This is a genomic window from bacterium, assembly GCA_035530055.1.
Classification (GTDB): domain Bacteria; phylum UBA6262; class WVXT01; order WVXT01; family WVXT01; genus WVXT01.
On the sequence record DATKVN010000078.1, the window covers coordinates 1 to 21,491 of the forward strand.

Genomic DNA, 21,491 nt, shown 5'->3' on the forward strand with positions numbered 1-21,491 from the left:
CATATCGGCATCAGGATGTCGTGGAATTGGCAAAGGAGTCGACCATTCCTGTAATAAATGGATTGAGTGACCTGTTGCATCCCTGTCAGGTATTGGCAGACATATTCACCATAGCCGAGAAGAAGGGGATACTTTCTCGTCTCTCAGCTAAAGAGTTATCCGGGATAGAAGTTACTTTTGTTGGTGATGGTAATAACGTAGCCAATTCCTGGATTAATGGGACAGCAAGATTGGGGATGAAATTGGTTATCTCTACTCCGCCTGGATATGAGCCGGATAAGAAGGTTCTCGGAGAAGGTGTGAACTTGGCAAAAGCTACCGGGGCAGATATTAAGGTCTCGCATGAACCGGAAGAGGCAGTCAAGAAAGCTGACGTTATTTATACTGATGTCTGGGTAAGTATGGGGATGGAAAAGGAAAGAGAAAAAAGACTGAAAGTATTCAAGCCTTACCAGGTTAATGGACGACTCATGGGGAAAGCGAAGAAGGATGTTCTGGTTATGCACTGTCTTCCCGCCCACAGGGGAGAAGAGATAACCGACGGTGTGCTTGACGGGCCAAATTCAATTGTTTTTGACCAGGCAGAAAATAGACTCCACGTACAAAAGGCAATATTGGAATTCCTCATGTAGAAAATGGGGTCAACTCTATTTTTCTTCTTTTGGAGTCCTCCCGAAAGGGAGGCTAGAGTATAAAATGTATAATTAAGTATTGTGTCCCCAGAATTCGAGAACAATGGCAAAGACTAAACTTATATATTCAGAAAAATATAGAGTAGACATTGGTGCGCATGTATTCCCTACCGAAAAGTATGGATTGATTAAAAAGAAATTGATTAAACAGGGACTATTTAAAGAGGATGATTTCCTTTCACCACCTATGCCTGATGAAAAAGACGTCTTATCAGTCCATACTGAGGAATATCTCAATAAACTCAAAGAGGGGAAGTTATCAATGATGGAGATACTCACGATGGAACTTCCCTACTCGCCGGAACTCCTTGAGGCTTCTCTTCTCTGCGTGGGTGGAACTATTCAGGCTTGCAGGAATGCAATTGAAAGTGGCTTGGGAATACATATTGGCGGCGGATTTCATCATGCTTTTCCCGACCACGGAGAAGGATTCTGCGTGTTGAATGATATAGCCTGTGGGATAAGGCATCTTCAGGGAGCTAAGAAGATAGTGAAAGCCCTGATTGTTGATTGTGACCTCCATCATGGAAATGGGACAGCGTATACTTTCAAAGAAGATAGAAACGTGTTCACTTTTTCTATCCATCAGGAGAATAATTATCCTGCTATTAAGCCTCCCAGCGACATGGACATAGGACTGGCTGATGGAACAGGCGATGAGGAGTATTTAGGAAAACTAAAAGAGAATATTCCTGAGATAATAAGTTCTTTCCAGCCAGAACTAGTGCTCTTTGTGGCTGGTGCTGACCCGTATGAGAGAGACCAGATTGGAGGGCTTTCTTTGACTATAGAGGGATTGAAAAAGAGAGATGAACTTGTAATCGGCTGGGCAAAGGATGCGAATATCCCGCTCTGTATAGTTCTAGCTGGTGGTTATGCGTTTGAAGTTAGCGATACCGTTGATATTCACTGTAACACAATAGGAACCGCAATTAACGTCTTTTCTAAAAAATCATAAACTACAATAGGAAGGTTAGTTATTGTAGTGTAGGGCTTTATGCCCGTAAAGGTTTTGGTCGCGTAGGGGCGACCTTTATGGTTGCCCAAAGACTTATCCCCGTAAAAACTACGCCCATGAAGGGCTACACTACCTAAAGACGATGAGCTCTTTTTGTGACCTTGGTTACTGACAGATTTTAGTATTTATGGTATAATAAGGGCGGAGTAAATATAGGTCCGCCCTTTATTTTTGTGACTAAAATCACATCTAAATCGTGACTTTAATCACTGAAATATTATAATACCTGTATTATACTTAATATTGAAAAGGAGGAAGAATGGGAAGGAAAAGCGGGGTAATGGGTATATTTCTACTCCTTGCTATCTCTCTTCCGTTGATTGTTTCTACAAGCTCAGCAGGAATCTTTTCCAAAGAGAAGGTAGGCACAACCGGAGCAACTTTCTTGAAGATTGAGGCAGGCGCGCGTCCTGTGGCAATGGGGGGCGCTTTTGTAGCTGTGGCTGATGATGCCAATACTATTTACTGGAACCCCGCTGGTTTAGCTTTACTGGAAGAGAGAGAGATTACTGCTATGCACAATGAGTGGCTGGAAGGTATGAGGTACGAATTTTTGGGATATGTGCAGCCTATCAAATCCGAAAAAGGAACTCACGGCTTTGGAATCAGCGCAATGGGCTTATATACGACGGGTCTTGAACAGAGAACCACTGAGACCACAGAGCCTGAAGGAACTTTTGCAGCATACGATATTGCTGTGGCAGGAGCCTATGCCTGTAAAATCAGTAGGTCAATCTCCATTGGCGCCAATGCGAAGCTAATCCATCAGAAGATAGAAAGTGAGACAGCCTGGGGTGGAGCAATAGATATAGGACTAATCTATAGAGTTCCTCTTCGAATACGAAGAGGGAAATTTTCAAGAGATAAATTGCAGGTGGGATTTGCAGTGCAGAATATCGGTCCAAAGATAAAGTTTGTTAAAGAGAGCGACCCATTGCCTCTCAACATAAAAGCAGGTATAGCTAAAACTTATGACCTGAAGTCAATCAAATCTGAGCTCATCTTGGCTTGTGATGTCAATGCTCCCATAGATAATGTTCCCAACGGACATTTTGGTGTTGAGTTCGTTTACCAGAAGATGAAAGATATTGCACTTGCCGCAAGGGCAGGATATAAGACTAATACCATTAAGGACTTAAATGCCCTGTCGGGACTTTCGGCAGGAGCAGGATTTGTCTGGAAGAGGATGGCAGTAGACTATGTCTGGGTTCCCTATGGCGACTTAGGGAATACGCATAGGATATCCTTGACTATAAGGATGTAACGTAAATATAAAGGAGTAGCGAAACTTGTTTCGCGTTAATGACGCAGAGCAAGCTCTGCTACTCCAAATAGTGGATTGAAAAGATGAAAAGATTCATTTCGAATGGTGAAGGATATCGTTAAAGCAAAAGTTCTGGAACCAATGGCTATCAGAGGAAAAGCTGAGTTAGTTCAAGTATATGAGGTTTTGGGGGTAGAGTAAGTTAAAAGGAGAAAAGGGGTCAGAGTCATTTTTTGCGTTCTCATTTTTTGGCTAAATAATTAAGTATTGTGTCCCCGGAATTCGGGAAAGGGTTAAAAAATGTTCGTTTTTTATAGGTTACTTTTGGCTCATGTAATTGCTGACTTTCCTTTGCAATTTACAAGCATATATCGGTTCAAAACCAAATCTCCCTTAGGCTCTTTTGTCCACAGTGGCATCTTTGGGTTACTTGCGGTTCTTTTAGTCTGGCCTTACTGGAACTTAACCAGAATGTGGGAATTTATATTCTTCCTCTGGGTTGTTCACGCCATACAAGACTGGCTCAAAGTATTGGTCTTTGAAAAGTATCACCTGAATAATATTTGGGTATTTCTCCTTGACCAATTTCTACATATAGGTTTTCTCGGTATGCTCTTTCCATTCGGCTTGGCAAAATTGATTCCACCAGAAGGTCTTTCAAAATTGGTTTCTCTATACAATGATAATAATGTAGTAATATATGCAATTGCCTTTATATCTATTGGATTTGGTGGAGGTATTTTAATCTCCTATATTAAGAATTTGTTCTATGGTAGTGGAAAAGCAGATTTAACTTCGTCTAAGAGATATATTCAAGCTGTGGAAAGGATGCTGATAGTGGGCTTAATGTTACTGAAGGGATATTATTATCTTGCAATTCCTGGAATCTGGATAATTCACGGTGGATATGTCATCTTCAGAAAGAGAAGGGAAGAACGATTTCGTCTTTCTTCTTTCTTCGACTTAATTTTCAATACTGCTATAGCAGTAGGAATAATGTTAATTTTAAGGCTAAATTGATAAAAATAACTTGTATCTTCGTTGGGATAAATTCGAGCTTTAAAGAATTGGGGGAATAATTATGGAAAAAGATATTTCTGTCTTGGAAGAGACTATAAACAGGTTGAACTTTAGATTCGAAGCTTTGCAGAAAATTACTCAATTAATTAATTTAGCCAGCAACTTTGAGCAGGTTTTAGACGAGGTGATGAGACTGACAATTGAACTGGTTAATGCTCAGGCAGGGGTTATTATTCTCATTGACCAGACGACAGGAGAATTATCCTCCCACATCACTATCGGCGGTCGTCTCAGAGAAGAATTGGGAGAAGAACCCAAGTGGAAGCTGAATAAAGGAGTTATGGGGGCAATTTTGAAAGTAGGTGAACCTGCGATTATTTCTGATGCTTCAGAGTATCCCATATTCAGGGATGAGATAAGTAAAGCTGTAGGATGCACTGTGATAAATGCGTTGTGCGTTCCCTTAAAAAGTAAAGGTGAAGCCTTAGGAGTTTTAGAAGTATTTAATAAGAAACTTTCAACAGAGGAATCAAAAGAAGGCGATAAAGGGGTGGCCCCTTTTACCGCGGAGGACCAAAAACTTATTGTCTCTCTTTCCAATGAGATAGTAATGGTTATTGAGAATGCAATGCTATTTAATGAACGGGAAAGAAAAGTTGTGGAGTTAGATAATCTATTGAAAGCCACTGAAGCTATAGCCTCAGCTATGCAATTGGACCCTCTCCTGGATACGATTATGGAACGGGGGATGAAAGTAATGGATGCCGAGGGATGTTCGGTGCTTCTGGTCGATGAGAAAGAGAAGAAGTTACAGTTTGTGGCAGCCAGCGGAGCAAAGAAAGAGGAGGTAAAGAAGTTAAGTCTGAATATGGGAGAAGGGGTAGCCGGTTGGGTTGCACAGAACGACCAGCCTCTGTTAATTGATGATGTTTCCAAGGATGACCGTTTTTCAAAAAAAATTGATGAGATTTTGACGCAAAAGACCAAATCGTTAATTTGCGTTCCCCTTAAGGTTAAAGAGAGAACTATTGGTGTAATGGAAGTTATGAATAAAAGAGGTGATAGAACTTTTACCGAGAGGGATATGGTTTTATTTAAGCCGCTATCGGCTCAGGCAGCGGTGGCTATTGAGAGAGCGAAGCTTTACGAAGATTTGGAAGATATGTATATTTCTACAGTAAAATCATTGGCAGCAGCTATTGATGCTAAAGATCCTTATACTCGTGGTCACTCTGAGAGAGTAACGAGATTTTCAATGTTAATAGCTAAGGAGTTAGGTCTGGACGACAAAACTCAAAGGGATGTGCAACTGTGTGGGCTACTCCACGATGTGGGCAAGATAGGTGTTCCCATTTCGATTCTAAGAAAGAAAGATAAGTTAACAGATGAGGATTGGAAGCACATTCGTCGCCATCCTGTTTTGGGAGCGGAGATAGTTTCCCCAATTGCACAATTGAAAGAACTTATTCCCAATATTCGTCACCACCATGAAAGGTATGATGGAAAAGGTTATCCCGATAAGTTGAAAGGCGAGGATATTCCCTTGATTTCAAGGATACTTTCCGTGGCAGATACTTTTGATGCCTTGACTTCTGAACGTCCGTATAGAAATGGTCTTGCAGATAAGGCAGCAGTTGAGGAGATGGAAGTTGTAAAAGGTACGCAATTGGATGCTGCGTGTGTAGAGGCATTCTTAACAGGTTATCGTAAGGGATTTATCATAAGAGAAGAATAAGTTGGAGTAGCCCCGATGAATCGGGACGAAGCTCTGCGTCAATGTAGGTAGTGTAGGGGCTTGTCCCCGTAAATTGGTATTAAGGTAAAAAAATGAAAAGGTTGTTTAGTTTTAAAGGAGGAGTCCACCCTCCATACTTTAAAGAACTTACTTCCGGTCAACCCTTAAGAAGGGCGTCCCTACCTAAGAAAGTGGTAATCCCCCTCTCTCAGCATACGGGTAGACCGGCAAAGCCAATAGTGGAAGTTGGCGATGAAGTTAAGACCGGACAACTCATTGGTGAAAGTGACGGATTCATCTCTTTACCCGTTCATAGTAGTCTCTCCGGTAAAGTCCTCGATATCAAACCCTGGCCTCATCCATTGGGTCATACCGTGCTTTCGGTTATAGTTGAATCTGATGGAAGAGACGAATGGATGAGTGATTTAACAGCGCATGAGGATTATTTTCGCCTCTATCCTGAGGAGCTAAGAGAAATTGTTAAGAGTGCTGGAATAGCGGGGCTGGGAGGAGCGGCTTTTCCTACCCATGTTAAGCTCACCCCACCGGAAAGTTGCGAAATAGATACCGTGATACTGAATGGTTGTGAGTGTGAGCCATATCTGACTTGCGACCATAAGTTGATGCTCGAATACTCTCAAGAAATACTCGAGGGACTTAGAATAATCATGCAAACAGTCGATGCTGATAGAGGAATTATAGGAGTAGAAGCCAACAAAACTGATGTCATTTCTCTTTTGGAAAAGGAGCTAAGGCGAGAGCCCGGTATAGAATTGGCAGTGCTCAAGGTAAAATATCCTCAAGGTGCGGAAAAACATTTGATTGATGCTGTTCTAAAGAGAAGAGTTCCTCCGGGTAAACTGCCACTCGATGTGGGAGTAGTGATGGATAACGTGGGGACAGCCCTGGCCATAAGGCAGGCGGTGAAAAGAGGGATTCCACTGATTGAGAGGGTTGTTACAGTCACTGGTTCAGGCATTAAACAACCACAAAATTTGTGGGTTCGTTTAGGGACACTATTTGCGGATGTAGTCTCCCAGTGCGGCGGATTATTGGGAAATCCAGAGAAGATAATTGCTGGTGGTCCTATGATGGGGATAGCCCAGTATACTCTCGACACCCCACTAATTAAGGGGACTTCCGGCATATTAATATTAAGTGAAGCTGAAACCTTTCCTGAAGGAGACTGTATACGTTGCGGCAAATGCATCGATGTATGTCCTGTGAACCTAATGCCTACGGCGATAGCCCAACATGTGCAGCATAAGGATTGGGCGAGTGTAAGAAGATATAATCCTTTAGATTGTATGGAATGCGGGGCTTGTGCTTATGTGTGCCCGGCGAAGATTCCACTGGTCCAGTATATTAAATGGGGGAAAGAAGAGGTAAAGGAGAAGACTTAAAAGATAGTCTGTTCAAAGCTAAGGAATTTCTTGACGCGGAAAAGTCTGGAGTCTCCGATGAAATCGGAGGAGGTTCGGGCGACCACAAGGGTCGCCCCTACGCGATTCGCAAGGACTCCATGTTACTATCTTTTAAATGTTTGTAGCGGCAGAGCGGAGCTCTGCTATATAGAAGGGGAAAATGGAAGAAGTTATTTCTCAAAGGTTAATTGTTTCTGTCTCACCACATATTAGAGCAAGGGAAGATGTCCGAACAATAATGTCTGATGTAATCTTTGCCCTTTCTCCTGCTTTAGGTGCTTCCATTATCTTTTTTGGATGGCGGGCACTTCTTATTGTTTCGGTAAGCATCTTCTTTTCTGTGGCAAGCGAGTTTTTCTGGCAGAAGCTGTGGAGAAAGAAGATTACAGTTGGAGACCTAAGCCCTGTTGTTACGGGAATGCTTTTAGCTTTTGTCTTGCCTCCTTCTTCTCCTCTGTGGATGGTGGCAATAGGTGCATTTGTTGCCATTACTTTGGGAAAGCAAATTTTTGGAGGGTTGGGATACAATCCATTCAATCCGGCACTGGTGGCGCGGGCTGTCTTATTAGCTTCCTGGCCGGTGTATATGACTACATGGACGAGACCCTTTGATGGGGTGACTACTGCTTCACCTCTGGGAATAGTGAAGATGGAGTTGGACCAAAGGTTGCCATCGTATTTAGAGATGTTTTTAGGTAATAGAGCTGGCAGTTTGGGTGAAATTTCTGTTTTAGCCTTGTTACTTGGAGCAATATACCTTCTATATAGGAAGCAGATTACCTGGCACATTCCAGTAAGTTATATTGGAACGGTTGGTTTAGCCTCTCTTCTCTTTAACAGAGATCCCTTGTTCAACATCATGGCTGGTGGGCTTATTCTGGGGGCTTTCTTTATGGCAACGGATTTGGTTACCTCGCCTTTAACCAGGAAGGGGAAGCTGGTATTTGGTGTAGGTTGCGGGCTTCTAACTGTATTAATTCGCTTCACGGGAGGGTTTCCTGAAGGAGTCTGTTACTCTATTCTGATTATGAATATGTTAACTCCTATAATTGATAAAATTACTGAACCAAAAGTCTTCGGTAGTTGAACAACTGATACAGGGCACTGTAAATAGTACCAGACCAAGGTCTTAACGTAATTCCTGTGGGATTGCTGATGAAAAAAATTATAGTTAGGAGTTTATTGCTAGCGATTGTTGCCTCTTTAGCAGCTTGGGCACTTAGTCTCACTTATAAGAACACAAAGCCCAGAATAGATGCTTATGCTGAACAGCAGGCAAGGGAAGCTCGGAAAGAAGTTCTACCCGAGGCAAGCGAATTTGAGCTTGTAAATATTGGGGAACAGGAATACTTTATTGGATATGATGAGAGAGGAAAACGTGTGGGAGTGAGTATAAAGACAAAGACGCGGGGTTATTCTGGGCCAATAGAAATGATTATGGGATTCGATATGAAAGGAGAAATAACAGGGCTGAAAATATTGAACCAGATTGAGACTCCCGGTCTGGGGTCTAAGATTGTGGAGGATTGGTTTAGTAAACAATTTATTAAACTGAAAGCAGAGGATTTGAGCTTTACAAAGGAAGATCCCCATGGGAAAGTAGAGGCAATTACGGCAGCGACTATTTCTTCCCGGGCAGCACTTGAGGGAGCTAAGGAACTATTCGGTTTATATGGTGACTTCCTGGAATATTTAAAGAAAGTAGAGATTCTCAAATATATCCGTGATGGGAGCTACACTGGCGAAGGAGGGGGCTTTAGTGGACCGATTAGGGTGAGGGTGACTGTGCAAAATCATCGGATAATAAGGATAGCTATTCTGGAGCGACAAGAGGTAGTAGAATACTGGTCTAAGGTTAGAGAGAAAATACCTCAGGAAATACTGGAAAAACAGAATATCGATGTGGATATAGTTAGTGGAGCGACTTATTCCAGCAAGGGATTGATTGAGGCGGTAACTAATGCTCTGGAGAAAGGGATAGAGAGGTGAGATATTTGAAAGATATTTTGTTCATCGCTGAGAAATTTCTTAACGCTAAAAAGTTTGGAGTCCGCCCGAAAGAGGCTGTGTCGTAATTAGATTTTTTGTTTGGTAGCCGCAACCTTCAGGTTGCGTTCTCGACGGGGAAATTGCGCAGGCTAAAGCCTGCGGCTACCCAAATCAGGATTGTGACACAGCCTCGAAAGGGCGGGATGTATTTCACCCCCGATTTCATTGGGGGATTCCATATCACAAACTATCTTTCAAATGTCAGTTGAGAAAAAGTAATGGGAAGATAAAATGTTGAAGTTTGGGCAGGCTTTAAAGATAGTGCTTGAAGATACCAAACCGATGGAATGGGAATGGGTAGTTCTTTCTCGCGTGCATAGAAGGGTGCTTGCTGAAGATGTAACTGCTCAAAATAATGTTCCCTATACAGATAATTCGGCAATGGATGGCTATGCAATAGATACAGATGATCTGAAGAGCGTTCCTCGAGAGTTGAAAGTAGTGGGGGTTGTGGCTTGTGGGAAATCTGTTAACAAGAGATTAAAACTGGGTGAGGCTATGGCTATAATGACAGGTGCTCCGATTCCAGAAGGTTGTAATAGTGTTGTTCCCGTGGAGGACACAGAGAGAGTTGCCTCAGGAATTGTGAGAATACTTCGCCAGATTAAACCTGGTAAAAATGTGCGCTATTCAGGAGAAGATGTGAGAAAAGGAGAGGTGGTTTTAGAGAAAGGCACAGCTCTCGGTCCAGGTGAATTGGGGATGCTCGCTTCTATGGGGAGGAAGAGAGTGAGGGTCTTTCAAAAACCAGTGGTGGCTATATTAGTTACCGGTAATGAAATCATTGAACCTGGGGAGAGGTTGCGTCCGGGCAAAGTGAGAGATATAAACACATTTTCCTTACGTGGTCTTGTGGAAAAATTTGGTGGTGTTCCGCTTCCTCTGGGAATAGCTGGCGATGAGAAAGTTAAACTGTTGAGAAAAATGAGAAAGGGCCTTAATTCCGATATAATGCTTATTTCCGGCGGGGTTTCTATGGGGAGGTTCGATTTTGTGCGTGAGGCTCTGACTTCTCTGGGATATAGAGAGAGATTCTGGAAGGTAGCGATGAAACCAGGGATGCCAATCAGTTTTGGCTATATCGGGCGGATGCCAGTTTTTGGTTTGCCAGGCAATCCTGTCTCTTCGATGGTCTCCTTTCTGGAGTTTGTGCGTCCCCTTATGATGAAGTTCGTGGATAGAGCTGTAGATTTACCTGAAATTTCTGCTTTTCTAAGAACTCCCATAGTGAAAAAGGATAATAGGAGACATTTCCTCCGGGTGAAATTGGATTACAGGAATCACAAATATTTTGCTTCTCTCACAGGTCCTCAGGGGTCGGGAATTCTTAAATCAATGATAGAGTGTGACGGCATTGCCATTATCCCGGAGAACACCAAAGCATTGAAAGTAGGAGATAGAGTAACTGTGCAATTGGTAGTGTAGGGGATTGTCCCCGTAAAGATTACGCCCATAAAGGGTTACACTACAGATTATGCAAGTTGGATGGTGAGTGGTATGGCTAAGTTGAAAAGTTTTACTAATGGGGTTCTGAGGGAGAACCCGGTTTTAGTGTTAGTACTCGGGCTCTGCCCTCTCCTGGCAGTTTCCAATACTGCAATTAATGCTCTGGGGATGGGGATTGCCACAATTTTTGTATTGACTCTTTCCAGCACGGTAGTTTCGCTTTGTCGTAAAGTTATTCCTGAAGATATTCGTATTCCTATCTTTGTTATTATTATATCTACTTTTGTTACTATATCTGATTATTTTATGGCTGCATATTTTCCACCTCTTCATAGATCCTTGGGTGTTTTTATTCCCTTGATTGTGGTGAATTGTATTATTTTGGCACGGGCTGAGGCATTTGCCTATCGGAACTCTCTGATAGATTCGTTTTTGGATGCACTGGGGATGGGATTGGGATTTATTTTGGTGATAGTCACCATTGGAATAATTAGAGAGGTTTTAGGGAATGGTACAATATTTGGCTCAAGTAGATTCATCTTTCATCCTGCTTTGATTATGGTTTTCCCTCCCGGAGCATATTTAACTATTGGTTTTCTAATGGGAATCCTCAACATGTGGAATAGTAAAAGGAGGATGAAGAGATAGTTTTCGGAGTCGCTCGGTAGTGTAGGGCTTTATGCCCGTGAGAATTACGCCCATAAAGGGTACACTACAGAAAACCTGGCGGAATTGAAGTTCCTGTAACTATCCCTTCATCCTCAGGGTGTTAGAGGTAAATTCTTTAATTCGATTTAATAGAGGAATTTAATGGACCAGGTAAGTTTATTCGGTATCTTCATTTCGGCTCTTTTAATAAATAACATTATACTTATGCGCTTTCTTGGGCTCTGTTCATTCTTTGGCGTTTCTCGCCAGATGGAAGTTTCCTTAGGGATGAGTATGGCGGTTATTTTCGTAATGACTATATCTTCAGCTGTTACTTGGATTTTCTACCACGTTCTCCTGTTGCCACTGAATGTGGAATTTCTGAAAATCTCAACTTTCATATTGGTCATCGCCTCTTTAGTTCAGTTGGAGGAACTTTTCTTGAAAAGGCATATTCCTCACCTGTATCGAGCCCTGGGAATATATCTTCCTCTGGTTACCACCAATTGTGCTATCCTGGCAGTCGCTTTCCTTCACGTCGATTATAATTACGCTTTTATTCAAACTGTTATATATGCTCTGGGAGTATCTTTAGGCTATACAGTAGCTATAATGCTCTTTACTGGAATTAGAATCAGGTTGGAGATTGCACCCATTCCCGAGCCCTTAAAGGGATATCCCACTGCATTTTTCATAGCTGCTTTGATGTCTTTAGCATTTTTGGGTTTCAAGGGTCTGTTTGGGTTATGAGGAGCTTATGGTCTTAATCTCTATAATTGCTTTGGGTAGTCTGGGACTTCTTTTTGGTCTTCTTTTAGCTCTGGCTGGCAAAAAGTTTGCTGTAAAGGTTGATCCCAGAGAGGAAAAAATATTGAATCTCCTGCCAGGGACTAACTGTGGTGCTTGCGGTTTTGCCGGGTGTAGGGGTATGGCAGAGGCCTTACTTAGAAGTGAAGCCGGAGTGACTTCCTGTCCAGTGGTTAGTGAGGAGACTGCTTACAAAATAGGGGAGATTCTCGGAAAAAAAATTGAGGTTAGAGAAGCGGAAGTTGCCCGGGTTATGTGTCAGGGGGATGAGAGTAAGGTAAAATATGACTATAACGGAGTGAAAGACTGTCGCGCAGCCCATCTTGTAGCTGATGGATACAAGGCTTGCAGTTATGCATGTTTAGGACTGGGCACATGTAAGGATGTCTGTCCTTTTGATGCAATTCACTGGGAAAAGGGTAAGACGCCTGAGATTTTAATGGATAAATGTACCGCATGCGGAAAATGTGTTGAGGTCTGCCCTACAAAAGTAATCAGTCTCATTCCTAAAAAAGCTAAAGTTTACGTGAAATGTAGTTCTCTTGATAAAGGAGCGATAGTTCGGAAGATATGTAAATTGGGTTGTATTGCCTGTGGTATCTGCGTTAAGGTTTGTGAGCCGGGCGCTATTAAGATAGAAAATAATTTGGCTATCATCAACTACCAGAAGTGCACAAATTGTGGAATCTGTGTTGAAAAATGTCCAACCAATTCGATAGTAATGGTGAAATGAGATTGTGTAAAGGTTTGGAGTCCTCCCGAAAGGGCGGTGAAAAATGACTCTGACCCCTTTTTCTAATATACTTAGTCAAGGAGGGGCGGGATGAACGAAATGGTGATATTTATCACTTCAGGGAGTGAGGAAGAGGCAAAGAAACTCGCCAGGGTTTTGGTAGAGGAGAAATTGGCAGCTTGTGTTAATATTCTCTCTGGTGTTGAGTCCCTTTACTGGTGGAAGGGTAAGATTGAATCGAGTAAGGAGTGGATGTTGGTGGTTAAGACTCAAGGGAAAATGGTAAACAAGGTTGTGAAAAGAGTAAAGGAAATTCATAGTTATGAGGTTCCAGAAGTAATTGCTCTTCCCATAGTCGAAGGAAATAAAGACTATTTACAATGGATTTCTGATACACTTGCTTTACGGAAAAGGAAAGGAGATTTATGAAGGAGGCACTGTACTACCTACCGCTGGAGGAAGAGAATAAAGTGCAGTGTTTCTTGTGTCCGCATCAATGCATCATTGATGATGGAAAGACGGGCATCTGTCGCACACGAAAAAATGTGGAAGGGAAATTATTTGCTTTAGTATATGACCAATTCACTTCAGTAAATCTGGACCCTATTGAGAAAAAGCCTCTCTACCATTTTTATCCAGGAAGAGAAATTCTATCACTGGGGACAGTTGGCTGTAATTTTAAATGCAAGGGTTGTCAAAATTATGGGATTTCTCAGGCTGAAATGGACGCGGTTCCTACCAAAACTGTTACTTCTGATGATGCTGTAAGACTGGCAAAGGAATACGGTTCTATTGGCGTAGCTTATACTTATAATGAGCCGTTGATTAACTTTGAGTATCTCCTGGAAACTGCTCATGAAGCACATAAATATAATTTGAAAAACGTTCTGGTTACTAATGGTTATATTAATGAAGAGCCTCTGGTCAATCTCTTACCCTATATTGACGCAGCCAATATTGATGTTAAATCTTTTCGGAACGATTTTTATAAGGATTACTGTAAAGCCAAGTTAGGAGATGTTCTACGCACGGTGGAAATTATGGTGAGGCAGAAGAAGCACGTGGAAGTCACAAATCTGGTCATTCCCGCTCTCAATGACTCTGATAGTGAAGTTAAAGACCTGACCGATTGGCTCTATTCTTTATCCGATAAAATTCCTTTACATTTCTCCCGTTACTATCCATGTTATAAGATGACTATCAAAGCTACACCTCTGGCTACTCTGGAAAGGGTGAGAAAAATTGCTCAAAAGAAATTGAAGCATGTATACCTGGGTAATGTCTGGGAAAAACCTGAATCTAATACTTACTGTCCGAGTTGTAAGGAAGTACTTATTGAGCGCCGGGGTTACCATACCAAGGTGGTGGGTCTTGCGGGAGAAAGCTGCAAAAATTGTGGAGAGAAAATAAACATAAAGGTTTTAGATAGGAAAAATGAAAAAATTTAGAGCTCTGATTTTTGTCTTTATTATAATTTTTATTTCTGGTTGCGGGAAGAAAGAATATAGTAAAGTGGAATTTTTGATGGATACTGTGGTAGAAATCAAAGTATACCACAAAAGGAAGGCTGAAGCGGAGAAAGCTATTAATAGTTCAATGGAAGAGATGAAAAGAGTTGAACAGAAGATGTCCTGTTTTTTTCCGGGAAGCGAAGTTTCCAGGATTAATAAGGAGGCTTTCCTTGAGGAAAAAAAAGGGTCTCTATTGGTAGAAGGTTGGATACCCGTTAGCGATGAACTTTTCTCATTGCTCGAGGAATCGGTTCTCCTGTCAAAGCTCACTAAAGGCTCTTTTGATATTACCATCTATCCCTTGCGGAAAATCTGGAAGTTTGAGGGAGAGAATCTTGAAGTGCCAAGTAAAGGAAAAATCGAAAGGGTATTGGAATTGGTAGCCTACAAGAATATGATTTTACAAAATGGGAAAATCAGTTTTGCCAAGAAAGGAATGGGTATTGATCTCGGAGGTATAGCCAAAGGATATGCGGTGGATGCTGCAATAAAGGTTTTGAAAGATAAGAATATAAACAGCGCTATAGTTAATGCAGGAGGAGATATGTATGTTTTGGGAAGAAAGCAGGGGAAATCCTGGCGGATCGGTATTCGACACCCTCGAAGAGAAAGAGAGATTTTGGGAACTATTGAGGTAGAGGATAGGGCAATCGTTACTTCTGGCGATTACGAACGTTTCTTTTTTTCTGGAGGGAAAAAATACCACCATATCATAAATCCCAAGACAGGCTATCCTGCGGATGAGTGTCAGAGCGTGACTATTGTGGCTAAAAAAGCTACCTTTGCTGATGGACTGGCTACGGGAATATTTGTTTTGGGCCCCAAAGAAGGCATGGCTTTAATTGAGAATTTAGAAGGGGTAGAAGGAGTTATTGTTAATAAGGAAGGAGATGTCTCCGTTTCTTCGGGATTGATTTCCAAGATTGAGTATGTTAACTAGAAATGATAGGATTCTAATGTTTACCCTGGTTGCCATTGCCTCTTTCTCTTTTGTGAGGCTTTTTTTTATTTCCAATGAGGGAAAGGAAGCTTTAATTAAAGTTGGTAACGGTCCCGTTCAAAGGGTCTCCTTAAAAACAGATAGAAGGATTAATCTTGAGGGTGAAAAAGGAAGGGTGGTTATAGAGATTAAAGAAGGAAGAATGAGAGCGGTAGAATCATCCTGTTTTCAAAAAATATGCGTAAATACAGGATGGATAAATAAACCAGGCCAGAATATTATCTGTTTACCAAATAAAGTGTTGGTCACTATAGAAGGGAAGGAAAGTCCTAAAATCGATGCAATGAGTTATTAAGAGGAGTAGCGGAGCGATAGCTCCGCATTTATGTAGGTAGTGTAGGGGCTTGTCCCCGTAAAGATTACGCCCATAAAGGGCTACACTACCTTGTCGAATATATTGAACCCGCTACTCCATTTCTTTGATGTTGGAGGCAGTTTTGATGGATGGGAAGAAGAGAATAGCATATATTTCAGTTTTGATTGCTGTTGCTTCCACGCTACAGATAGTGGAGAGTCTCTTTCCCCATCCGCTTCCCTGGCTCCGGCTGGGGCTGGCAAATATGATTACTTTGACCAGTCTGGTTATCTTCGGATATGCCGTAGCAGTTCAGGTGGCTGTGTTGAGGACGATTTTGAGTTCTTTCCTTCTAGGAACATTTTTTACCCCGGGTTTCTTCTTGAGTTTTTCTGGTGCGCTGGTGAGTGCTCTGGTAATGGGTGGGGTTTATAGTCTGGGGAGGATAGGAAAGTCCAATCCTTCTCCACAGTATCTTTTTGGTTTTAGCATTATAGGAGTGTCCATTCTGGGAGCAGTGAGTCATAATGTTACGCAACTTTTCCTTGCTTATCTTTTCCTGATAAGGCATAAGGGGGTATTTTTAACACTCCCATTTTTGATAGTGGCAGCGGTGGTTACTGGTTTTATAACCGGTTACGGGGCAAATTACTTGAGCAGGGAAATGAGGAAGATAACGATAAAGGCTGATAAACCCCGTTAAACTGTTCACCATCTCAGAATTAAGTATTGTGTCCCCGGAATTGGTGGAAGATGAAGAGATTGATTTTAGCTTCCAGTTCTTCTCGCAGGCAACAGATTCTCTCTCAGTTGGGCTTAAAATTTCAAGTGATGCCATCTCGCTTTTGCGAGGAACACCCGGTCTCTTGTAGAGGGAAATTGGTGCCCTGGAAAATAGTCGAGAAATTGGCGTTACGAAAAGCAAAAGAAGTTTCTGGGAGGCTTTCTGAGGGACTGGTTATTGGTGCGGACACGATAGTTGCTCTACCCACTATTGATAGAGGGAGATTGAAATTCGAGATTATTGGCAAACCCCAAACAGTCGAGGAAGCAAAAGAGATTTTGAGACGATTGGGTGGCACAACTCATGAAGTTTATACAGGAGTTGCAGTTGTTGATGCTAAAACGGGTAAAAAGGTTGTGGGGTATGAAGTTTCCAGGGTGAGGATGAAAAAGCTCACAAGTGGAGAGCTCTCCAGGGTAAGCCGGATGCATTTGGATAAAGCAGGAGCTTATGGGGTTAAACAGAAGAACGATGCCTTTGTGAAGTTGCTGGAAGGGTCTGTGGATAATGTGGTGGGTATGCCCGGGAAATTATTGAAGGGGTTGCTTGAAAAATTTAGCGTGAAGGTTTAGGAGCCTCCTTCAATTTTATCTAAGTTGTTAATTATCTTTGCTTTTTGATATAAGCTTAACAGCCATTGCCTGTAGAAGAGGATTTTCTTTTCTTGGAGAAAATCTTTCTTGAAATCTTCTTCTTTATCTTTTAGTTTTCTTCGCTCGTGTTCGTCTTTTACTTCTTGGTCGGTGACTTTAACACTGGAAATAATAAAATCTCTCATTTTTTGATTGGCAATTACTCGTTTAATCCGGGTTTCATATACAGCCGGTTCGGTGCGAAAATAGTTTTGGAGAATGTAAAAATATAATCGAGGGTCAAACTTTCCCTCTTTCTGGAATTGGGGAAGCGAGCGTATTGTATTTATTACTTCGCTCTGGCTTGCATAAATTCCGTACTTTTTTGCTTCTTGAAGAAGGAGCTGTTCCTGGACAAGGGAATTCAGGACTTCGGATTTGATTTCTCTTCTTTGGTCATCGCTGAGTTCTCCTTCGGGATTTTGGTCGTACCAGTTACGAATTCTCGTGTTGACTGAGTCCAAAAAGGAAGAGTAGGGAATTTTAGTTCCGTTAACCTGAACCACGCAATCAATTAAGCGCCGTGTGGAGAAATTCCAGAGAAATACACCGCCAATAAATGCAATAGCAATACACCATAAAAAGATCTTTAAGTTTTTTCTCACAAAGTTCATCATTTGCTCATCACCTAAAATTATTATATTAAAAATTCAGTGTATTGGTCAAGGAAATTGTCATGGGCACGCTGATAGAAGTGCTTCTTAAATTAGTATCCAAAGTTTTTGTTTTCGTATTTATTGGCTATCTTATAGGAAAGGTAAGGGCAAGGTTTGTCAAGCCATTAATTGCCGTGGTAATAGAGGGTTCCCTCTATGTGCTTATTCCTTTTTTCTTTTTACTTTCTATGTGGGAAAGTTCAGCCGATTTACTTATAGCAAGAAATGTTGCCCTAATCGCCGCAGCAGTTGTTATTACTTGCGGTTTTATGGCATATCTTTTTTCTACTCTCTCTGGTGTCGAGTTTCGACAGATTTGCCTTCCCATAATGTTTATGAACGCTATATATCTGCCAATTCCTATAAATACCCTCTTTTTTGGCAAGGAGGGGATGACCTATAGCGTGATTTACAGTCTGATAGCGGGGCTGCTCCACTTTACGCTGGGCATTTATCTAGTCAGCCGTAAGGAGCATTTTTTGGAGATAATTAAAATGCCGATGATTTACGCCGCTTTAGCGGGAATAGTGCTAAACCAGGCCAGGGTAGGTATTCCCCAGGCGTTTCTCCATGTTTCCCTGGGCCTCAAAGTAGTAGCTCTTCCGGCGATGGTAGCTCTTGTGGGGTACCAGCTGAACTTTATCGGGCTGCGACATCTTAAGCTGGTAAATATTGGCGTCATTCTACGGGTGGGTGGGGGATTTCTGGTAGCTCTAATCCTGGTTAAGCTTCTTGATTTTTCGGGTCCCGGGGCCTCCGTAGTTTTAGTATCTTCAGCAATGCCTTCGGCAGTGCTCACATATATTTTCGCAAAAAAGTATAAAGCAGATGCAGACTTTGCTGCAGGGATGATTCTGGTGGGCACTCTCCTGAGCCTTGTGACCATTCCCTTAATAATTTCTTTCTTGAGATGAAAAAACTCTATATCTATTTTGTTATTTTAATTCTTTTCTTAAGTAGCTGTTACCCTGCTCCCAGGAAAAGAATACCCCTTCCTGTTCCTGAGTACTATGTTGACGAAAAAACAGAGAAGACGATAAAGAAAAATCTTAATGAGGTGGAAGAAATTTGCCAGAATAGCGAAAGTCTGGATATTGTGGGAAAGTCTACAATGACGCAATCGGCAAGGCTGATCGACTTAGGTAAGGCAGCTTCACCGGTGTTAGTCAGCGTGATTCAGGATAAGACTAAAAATTGGAAATTCCGGTATTGGGCTTGTGACTTATTAGGCTATATTGAAGATGATAGAAACATCCTTGCACTCATTGCAGTAATTGAAGACTCTGCTGAACAGGAGAAGATAAGGTTTTGCGCTCTTCAGGCTATAGAAGAAATGGCTAATCCAGAAGCTGTCGAGTATTTGGAAGTAGCAGAAGAGATTGTAGAAAACGCAACTTTAAGGGAGGAAATAACGAACGTTATAATAAAATTAGGGATAAGAGAATAGAATTTGAAAATGGATGAACTATTTTGTATCTTTTGATTTAAATTCTGGTTCGATTATTTTTTCCTGGTTTTTGCTCATTATGCAGTTTCCTTCAAAGATGGCTCCCTCGGCTATATAGAGTTGCGGTGCACTGATATCCCCTTTGACCTGTGAATGGGGAAGCATTTCAATGCTGGCATAAGCAGTAATATTTCCAGTAATTTTCCCTCCCACAACTACAGTTTGAGCGTTTATATCTCCCTTCACTTTCCCATCTTCGCCTACAATAACTGCCTCAGCATTTGCCACCCCACCATCAATACTACCGTCAATTCTGAGGGTGCCTTTGGTGGAGATTGTTCCTTTGATTTCTGCGCCTTGGCCAACCAGAGTATCTACCTTCCCGACTTTTCCTACGTCTTCTTTCTTGCCAAACATACTTCTGCCTCCTAAAAGAAATTAACATTTTGCTGCTTTAGCCTCTGCAAAACCGCGATCCAATCTGGAAAGACTGTACTGCTTGTGCTGAAACTATTTGCTGAAGGTAAGAATCTGATGCATTTATTAGATTAACGTTTTGTAAAAAATGGTTTGCTTTTTACATAAAGGAGGGGATTTACAGGTTTACCTTGGTACCAGACTTCGTAATGGACGTGAGACGCAGTAACTGACCCTGTATCACCTGATAAGGCTACGATCTGTCCTCTCTTGACTCTTTCTCCAGGCTTCACCAGTACGGTTGAGTTGTGGGCATAACGGGTAGAGAATCCCTGCCCATGGTCGATCATTACGCTGCGGCCATAGGTTCCCTGCCAGCCAGCCACTATCACTCTCCCATCAGCAGTTGCTCTGACAGGGGTCCCTTTTAGGTTGGCAATATCAATTGCATAATGGAACTCTCTCCTCTGAGTTAAGGGATGGCGTCGCCAGCCATAGCTCGAAGTAACCCGACCAAAAGTAGGCCATATAGACGGGGTGGCAAGTAATAGACTTCTCTGGTAGGCGAGATAGTCGTTTATCTCGTGGAAACTCTGTTTTCTTTCCCATGTTTCCCTCTCCAGTGCGTTAAGATTCATCTGGAACAATTCCTTGCTAAGGCCATTTCCACTCTGCATTACTAATGTGAGACTATACGCATCCTCAGCGGAAGGTCCACCTATTCCACCAAGTTCGACTATATCTTCGGGATTTTTCATATGTAAGAGTCCTCTGAGTCGCGTGTCCATCTCCTTCAATTGACAGATGAGGTCCCTCTCTTCTGCCAGGGACTTGGCGAAGTATTCTGCTTTCTCGCGAAGTTCCTTGTTAGCTCTGACAGTTTCCCTGTAGTTTATTTCTTGACTTATAATAAATACTGAACAGGCTGATGAAAATATCCATAGGATTAAGACAGAATAGATAAAGTTTAATGAGAGGCTAGTTCGTATCGGGCGGGACTTATCATGAGGAATTAATAAAATGGTTAATCTTCTTCCTAACCACTTGCGGATTCTTCTTTTCATCACCTGCCCTCCCCTATTTTTTATATATTATACTAAAATACAAGAATATTACCTATTTTGTCAAGAGTTTTTTATTAGTGTATGAATAAATAAGATTCTTAGTGGCTTCGCTTCTATCAATCCCACTAATATTATATCATAAATATGTTACAGTCATGTTAAAAAAATGTTAATTTTTTGTTAACTTCAGAAAATAGCCCATTTTTAAACAGTAAAAAGAGAGATAGATATAGATGAAATCACGAAAACCCCCCTCAAATATAGAAAAAAGTCCCCTCTCCCTTGGGGGAGAGGGTAAGGGTGAGGGGGGAAGGAAGCAAAAGCGAAGCGGTCGCATGTTACCAAGAGTAGCATCAAGATATAAAAAAATGCCTCGATCCTGGAACAGAAAGCTCCAGTTTATCGAGGGATTTTTTTACACGAGTTCTTTTATCTTTTTAAGTTTATCTTGTACCACTCAATGTTCCGGCAAGGTTATACTCATTGCTGCCTATCGTTATTTTATTAACGGTGAATGTGACGTGTTTTGATGCTGCTATCCAGTCTGTCTGCCACCAGCCGACTTGGCCACTTGCATTTGTTGTGCCGGAAACAGTGGCATTATAAGCTCCACTCCATGTTCCCCGTACGGTCACTCCGACGATAGGTGGTCCGGAAGAGGTATTCTCTCTAACCGTAACCATTACGTATACTACGTCCTAGGTCCGGAACGCGGCCTCCCTCCTCCAACTGAGGCTCACATATGCTGTTGGGAGAGGCACATATTTTCTCAAGGCCTTTAGTCCTGAACTTGTCTGAATTCTTAAACCAGAGTCGTTTGCATCTCCTGGCGCAACTAGAACAATGCCA

The 21,491-nt window shown here is 41.9% G+C and carries 23 protein-coding genes; 20 read left to right on the plus strand and 3 right to left on the minus strand.

Going from position 1 to position 21,491, the window contains the following annotated elements:
• From argF to VMW39_06250, 18 genes are all read left to right on the plus strand, one after another.
• Positions 1-632: ornithine carbamoyltransferase (gene argF, locus VMW39_06165; protein ID HUW23594.1), on the plus strand; the 632-nt coding region annotated here is incomplete at its 5' end.
• A gap of 103 nt (positions 633-735) precedes the next feature.
• Positions 736-1,650 (plus strand): histone deacetylase, encoded by a 915-nt coding sequence (locus tag VMW39_06170; protein HUW23595.1) that lies wholly within the window; start codon positions 736-738, stop codon positions 1,648-1,650.
• Positions 1,651-1,969: 319 nt separating this feature from the next.
• The gene (locus VMW39_06175; protein ID HUW23596.1) at positions 1,970-2,974 is read left to right on the plus strand and encodes a PorV/PorQ family protein; all 1,005 of its coding nucleotides are present in this window, start codon (positions 1,970-1,972) and stop codon (positions 2,972-2,974) included.
• A gap of 300 nt (positions 2,975-3,274) precedes the next feature.
• Positions 3,275-3,994, plus strand: coding sequence for a DUF3307 domain-containing protein (locus tag VMW39_06180; protein ID HUW23597.1), 720 nt, complete (start codon positions 3,275-3,277; stop codon positions 3,992-3,994).
• A 61-nt stretch (positions 3,995-4,055) separates the two neighbouring features.
• Positions 4,056-5,729 (plus strand): HD domain-containing phosphohydrolase, encoded by a 1,674-nt coding sequence (locus tag VMW39_06185; protein HUW23598.1) that lies wholly within the window; start codon positions 4,056-4,058, stop codon positions 5,727-5,729.
• A 92-nt stretch (positions 5,730-5,821) separates the two neighbouring features.
• Positions 5,822-7,132 carry an electron transport complex subunit RsxC gene (gene rsxC, locus VMW39_06190; GenBank protein ID HUW23599.1) on the plus strand — a complete coding sequence of 437 codons (1,311 nt, stop codon included), beginning with the start codon at positions 5,822-5,824 and terminating at the stop codon, positions 7,130-7,132.
• Between the two features lie 181 nt (positions 7,133-7,313).
• A complete protein-coding gene (locus VMW39_06195; GenBank protein HUW23600.1) occupies positions 7,314-8,240 on the plus strand; it encodes an RnfABCDGE type electron transport complex subunit D in 927 nt (308 codons plus the stop codon).
• 68 nt (positions 8,241-8,308) lie between these two features.
• On the plus strand, positions 8,309-9,142 hold the full coding sequence (locus VMW39_06200; GenBank protein ID HUW23601.1) for an RnfABCDGE type electron transport complex subunit G: 834 nt from the start codon (positions 8,309-8,311) through the stop codon (positions 9,140-9,142).
• Positions 9,143-9,433: 291 nt separating this feature from the next.
• A complete protein-coding gene (glp, locus tag VMW39_06205) occupies positions 9,434-10,627 on the plus strand; it encodes a gephyrin-like molybdotransferase Glp (protein ID HUW23602.1) in 1,194 nt (397 codons plus the stop codon).
• A gap of 72 nt (positions 10,628-10,699) precedes the next feature.
• Positions 10,700-11,296, plus strand: coding sequence for an electron transport complex subunit RsxE (rsxE, locus tag VMW39_06210; GenBank protein HUW23603.1), 597 nt, complete (start codon positions 10,700-10,702; stop codon positions 11,294-11,296).
• Between the two features lie 162 nt (positions 11,297-11,458).
• Positions 11,459-12,046, plus strand: a complete 588-nt coding sequence (locus VMW39_06215) for an RnfABCDGE type electron transport complex subunit A (GenBank protein HUW23604.1) — start codon at positions 11,459-11,461, stop codon at positions 12,044-12,046.
• 7 nt (positions 12,047-12,053) lie between these two features.
• A complete protein-coding gene (locus VMW39_06220; protein ID HUW23605.1) occupies positions 12,054-12,836 on the plus strand; it encodes an RnfABCDGE type electron transport complex subunit B in 783 nt (260 codons plus the stop codon).
• Positions 12,837-12,926: 90 nt separating this feature from the next.
• Complete coding sequence (cutA, locus tag VMW39_06225) at positions 12,927-13,265, plus strand: divalent-cation tolerance protein CutA (GenBank protein ID HUW23606.1); 339 nt, start codon at positions 12,927-12,929, stop codon at positions 13,263-13,265.
• Positions 13,262-14,284: an AmmeMemoRadiSam system radical SAM enzyme gene (gene amrS / locus VMW39_06230; GenBank protein HUW23607.1), complete on the plus strand. Its 1,023-nt coding sequence runs from the start codon at positions 13,262-13,264 to the stop codon at positions 14,282-14,284. Before cutA ends, amrS begins: the two co-directional genes overlap by 4 nt.
• On the plus strand, positions 14,271-15,287 hold the full coding sequence (locus VMW39_06235) for an FAD:protein FMN transferase (GenBank protein HUW23608.1): 1,017 nt from the start codon (positions 14,271-14,273) through the stop codon (positions 15,285-15,287). The genes amrS and VMW39_06235 overlap by 14 nt, the downstream gene beginning before the upstream one ends.
• Positions 15,277-15,642, plus strand: a complete 366-nt coding sequence (locus VMW39_06240; protein ID HUW23609.1) for a NusG domain II-containing protein — start codon at positions 15,277-15,279, stop codon at positions 15,640-15,642. The genes VMW39_06235 and VMW39_06240 overlap by 11 nt, the downstream gene beginning before the upstream one ends.
• Before the next feature lie 145 nt (positions 15,643-15,787).
• Positions 15,788-16,345: a Gx transporter family protein gene (locus VMW39_06245; GenBank protein HUW23610.1), complete on the plus strand. Its 558-nt coding sequence runs from the start codon at positions 15,788-15,790 to the stop codon at positions 16,343-16,345.
• A 50-nt stretch (positions 16,346-16,395) separates the two neighbouring features.
• Positions 16,396-16,998 carry a Maf family protein gene (locus tag VMW39_06250; protein HUW23611.1) on the plus strand — a complete coding sequence of 201 codons (603 nt, stop codon included), beginning with the start codon at positions 16,396-16,398 and terminating at the stop codon, positions 16,996-16,998.
• Here the strand turns inward: VMW39_06250 and VMW39_06255 are convergent.
• Positions 16,995-17,675 (minus strand): SurA N-terminal domain-containing protein, encoded by a 681-nt coding sequence (locus VMW39_06255; protein ID HUW23612.1) that lies wholly within the window; start codon positions 17,673-17,675, stop codon positions 16,995-16,997. The genes VMW39_06250 and VMW39_06255 overlap by 4 nt on opposite strands.
• Positions 17,676-17,734: 59 nt before the next feature.
• Here VMW39_06255 and VMW39_06260 point away from each other — a divergent pair, with 59 nt between their 5' ends.
• Both VMW39_06260 and VMW39_06265 read left to right on the plus strand, forming a co-directional pair.
• A complete protein-coding gene (locus VMW39_06260) occupies positions 17,735-18,628 on the plus strand; it encodes an AEC family transporter (protein ID HUW23613.1) in 894 nt (297 codons plus the stop codon).
• Positions 18,625-19,161 carry a HEAT repeat domain-containing protein gene (locus VMW39_06265; protein ID HUW23614.1) on the plus strand — a complete coding sequence of 179 codons (537 nt, stop codon included), beginning with the start codon at positions 18,625-18,627 and terminating at the stop codon, positions 19,159-19,161. The genes VMW39_06260 and VMW39_06265 overlap by 4 nt, the downstream gene beginning before the upstream one ends.
• An 18-nt stretch (positions 19,162-19,179) precedes the next feature.
• On the opposite strand, the gene VMW39_06270 is transcribed toward VMW39_06265, so the two are convergent.
• On the minus strand, positions 19,180-19,578 hold the full coding sequence (locus VMW39_06270) for a polymer-forming cytoskeletal protein (GenBank protein HUW23615.1): 399 nt from the start codon (positions 19,576-19,578) through the stop codon (positions 19,180-19,182).
• A 131-nt stretch (positions 19,579-19,709) separates the two neighbouring features.
• Positions 19,710-20,642: a M23 family metallopeptidase gene (locus VMW39_06275; GenBank protein HUW23616.1), complete on the minus strand. Its 933-nt coding sequence runs from the start codon at positions 20,640-20,642 to the stop codon at positions 19,710-19,712.
• Positions 20,643-21,491: the final 849 nt, after the last annotated feature.

Coding starts and splice junctions, on each gene's coding strand:
- VMW39_06170 (HUW23595.1), top strand. CDS start 736: ATGGCAAAGACTAAACTTATATATTCAGAAAAATATAGAGTAGACATT.
- VMW39_06175 (HUW23596.1), top strand. CDS start 1,970: ATGGGAAGGAAAAGCGGGGTAATGGGTATATTTCTACTCCTTGCTATC.
- VMW39_06180 (HUW23597.1), top strand. CDS start 3,275: ATGTTCGTTTTTTATAGGTTACTTTTGGCTCATGTAATTGCTGACTTT.
- VMW39_06185 (HUW23598.1), top strand. CDS start 4,056: ATGGAAAAAGATATTTCTGTCTTGGAAGAGACTATAAACAGGTTGAAC.
- rsxC (HUW23599.1), top strand. CDS start 5,822: ATGAAAAGGTTGTTTAGTTTTAAAGGAGGAGTCCACCCTCCATACTTT.
- VMW39_06195 (HUW23600.1), top strand. CDS start 7,314: ATGGAAGAAGTTATTTCTCAAAGGTTAATTGTTTCTGTCTCACCACAT.
- VMW39_06200 (HUW23601.1), top strand. CDS start 8,309: ATGAAAAAAATTATAGTTAGGAGTTTATTGCTAGCGATTGTTGCCTCT.
- glp (HUW23602.1), top strand. CDS start 9,434: ATGTTGAAGTTTGGGCAGGCTTTAAAGATAGTGCTTGAAGATACCAAA.
- rsxE (HUW23603.1), top strand. CDS start 10,700: ATGGCTAAGTTGAAAAGTTTTACTAATGGGGTTCTGAGGGAGAACCCG.
- VMW39_06215 (HUW23604.1), top strand. CDS start 11,459: ATGGACCAGGTAAGTTTATTCGGTATCTTCATTTCGGCTCTTTTAATA.
- VMW39_06220 (HUW23605.1), top strand. CDS start 12,054: ATGGTCTTAATCTCTATAATTGCTTTGGGTAGTCTGGGACTTCTTTTT.
- cutA (HUW23606.1), top strand. CDS start 12,927: ATGAACGAAATGGTGATATTTATCACTTCAGGGAGTGAGGAAGAGGCA.
- amrS (HUW23607.1), top strand. CDS start 13,262: ATGAAGGAGGCACTGTACTACCTACCGCTGGAGGAAGAGAATAAAGTG.
- VMW39_06235 (HUW23608.1), top strand. CDS start 14,271: ATGAAAAAATTTAGAGCTCTGATTTTTGTCTTTATTATAATTTTTATT.
- VMW39_06240 (HUW23609.1), top strand. CDS start 15,277: ATGTTAACTAGAAATGATAGGATTCTAATGTTTACCCTGGTTGCCATT.
- VMW39_06245 (HUW23610.1), top strand. CDS start 15,788: ATGGATGGGAAGAAGAGAATAGCATATATTTCAGTTTTGATTGCTGTT.
- VMW39_06250 (HUW23611.1), top strand. CDS start 16,396: ATGAAGAGATTGATTTTAGCTTCCAGTTCTTCTCGCAGGCAACAGATT.
- VMW39_06255 (HUW23612.1), bottom strand. CDS start 17,675: ATGATGAACTTTGTGAGAAAAAACTTAAAGATCTTTTTATGGTGTATT.
- VMW39_06260 (HUW23613.1), top strand. CDS start 17,735: ATGGGCACGCTGATAGAAGTGCTTCTTAAATTAGTATCCAAAGTTTTT.
- VMW39_06265 (HUW23614.1), top strand. CDS start 18,625: ATGAAAAAACTCTATATCTATTTTGTTATTTTAATTCTTTTCTTAAGT.
- VMW39_06270 (HUW23615.1), bottom strand. CDS start 19,578: ATGTTTGGCAAGAAAGAAGACGTAGGAAAAGTCGGGAAGGTAGATACT.
- VMW39_06275 (HUW23616.1), bottom strand. CDS start 20,642: ATGAAAAGAAGAATCCGCAAGTGGTTAGGAAGAAGATTAACCATTTTA.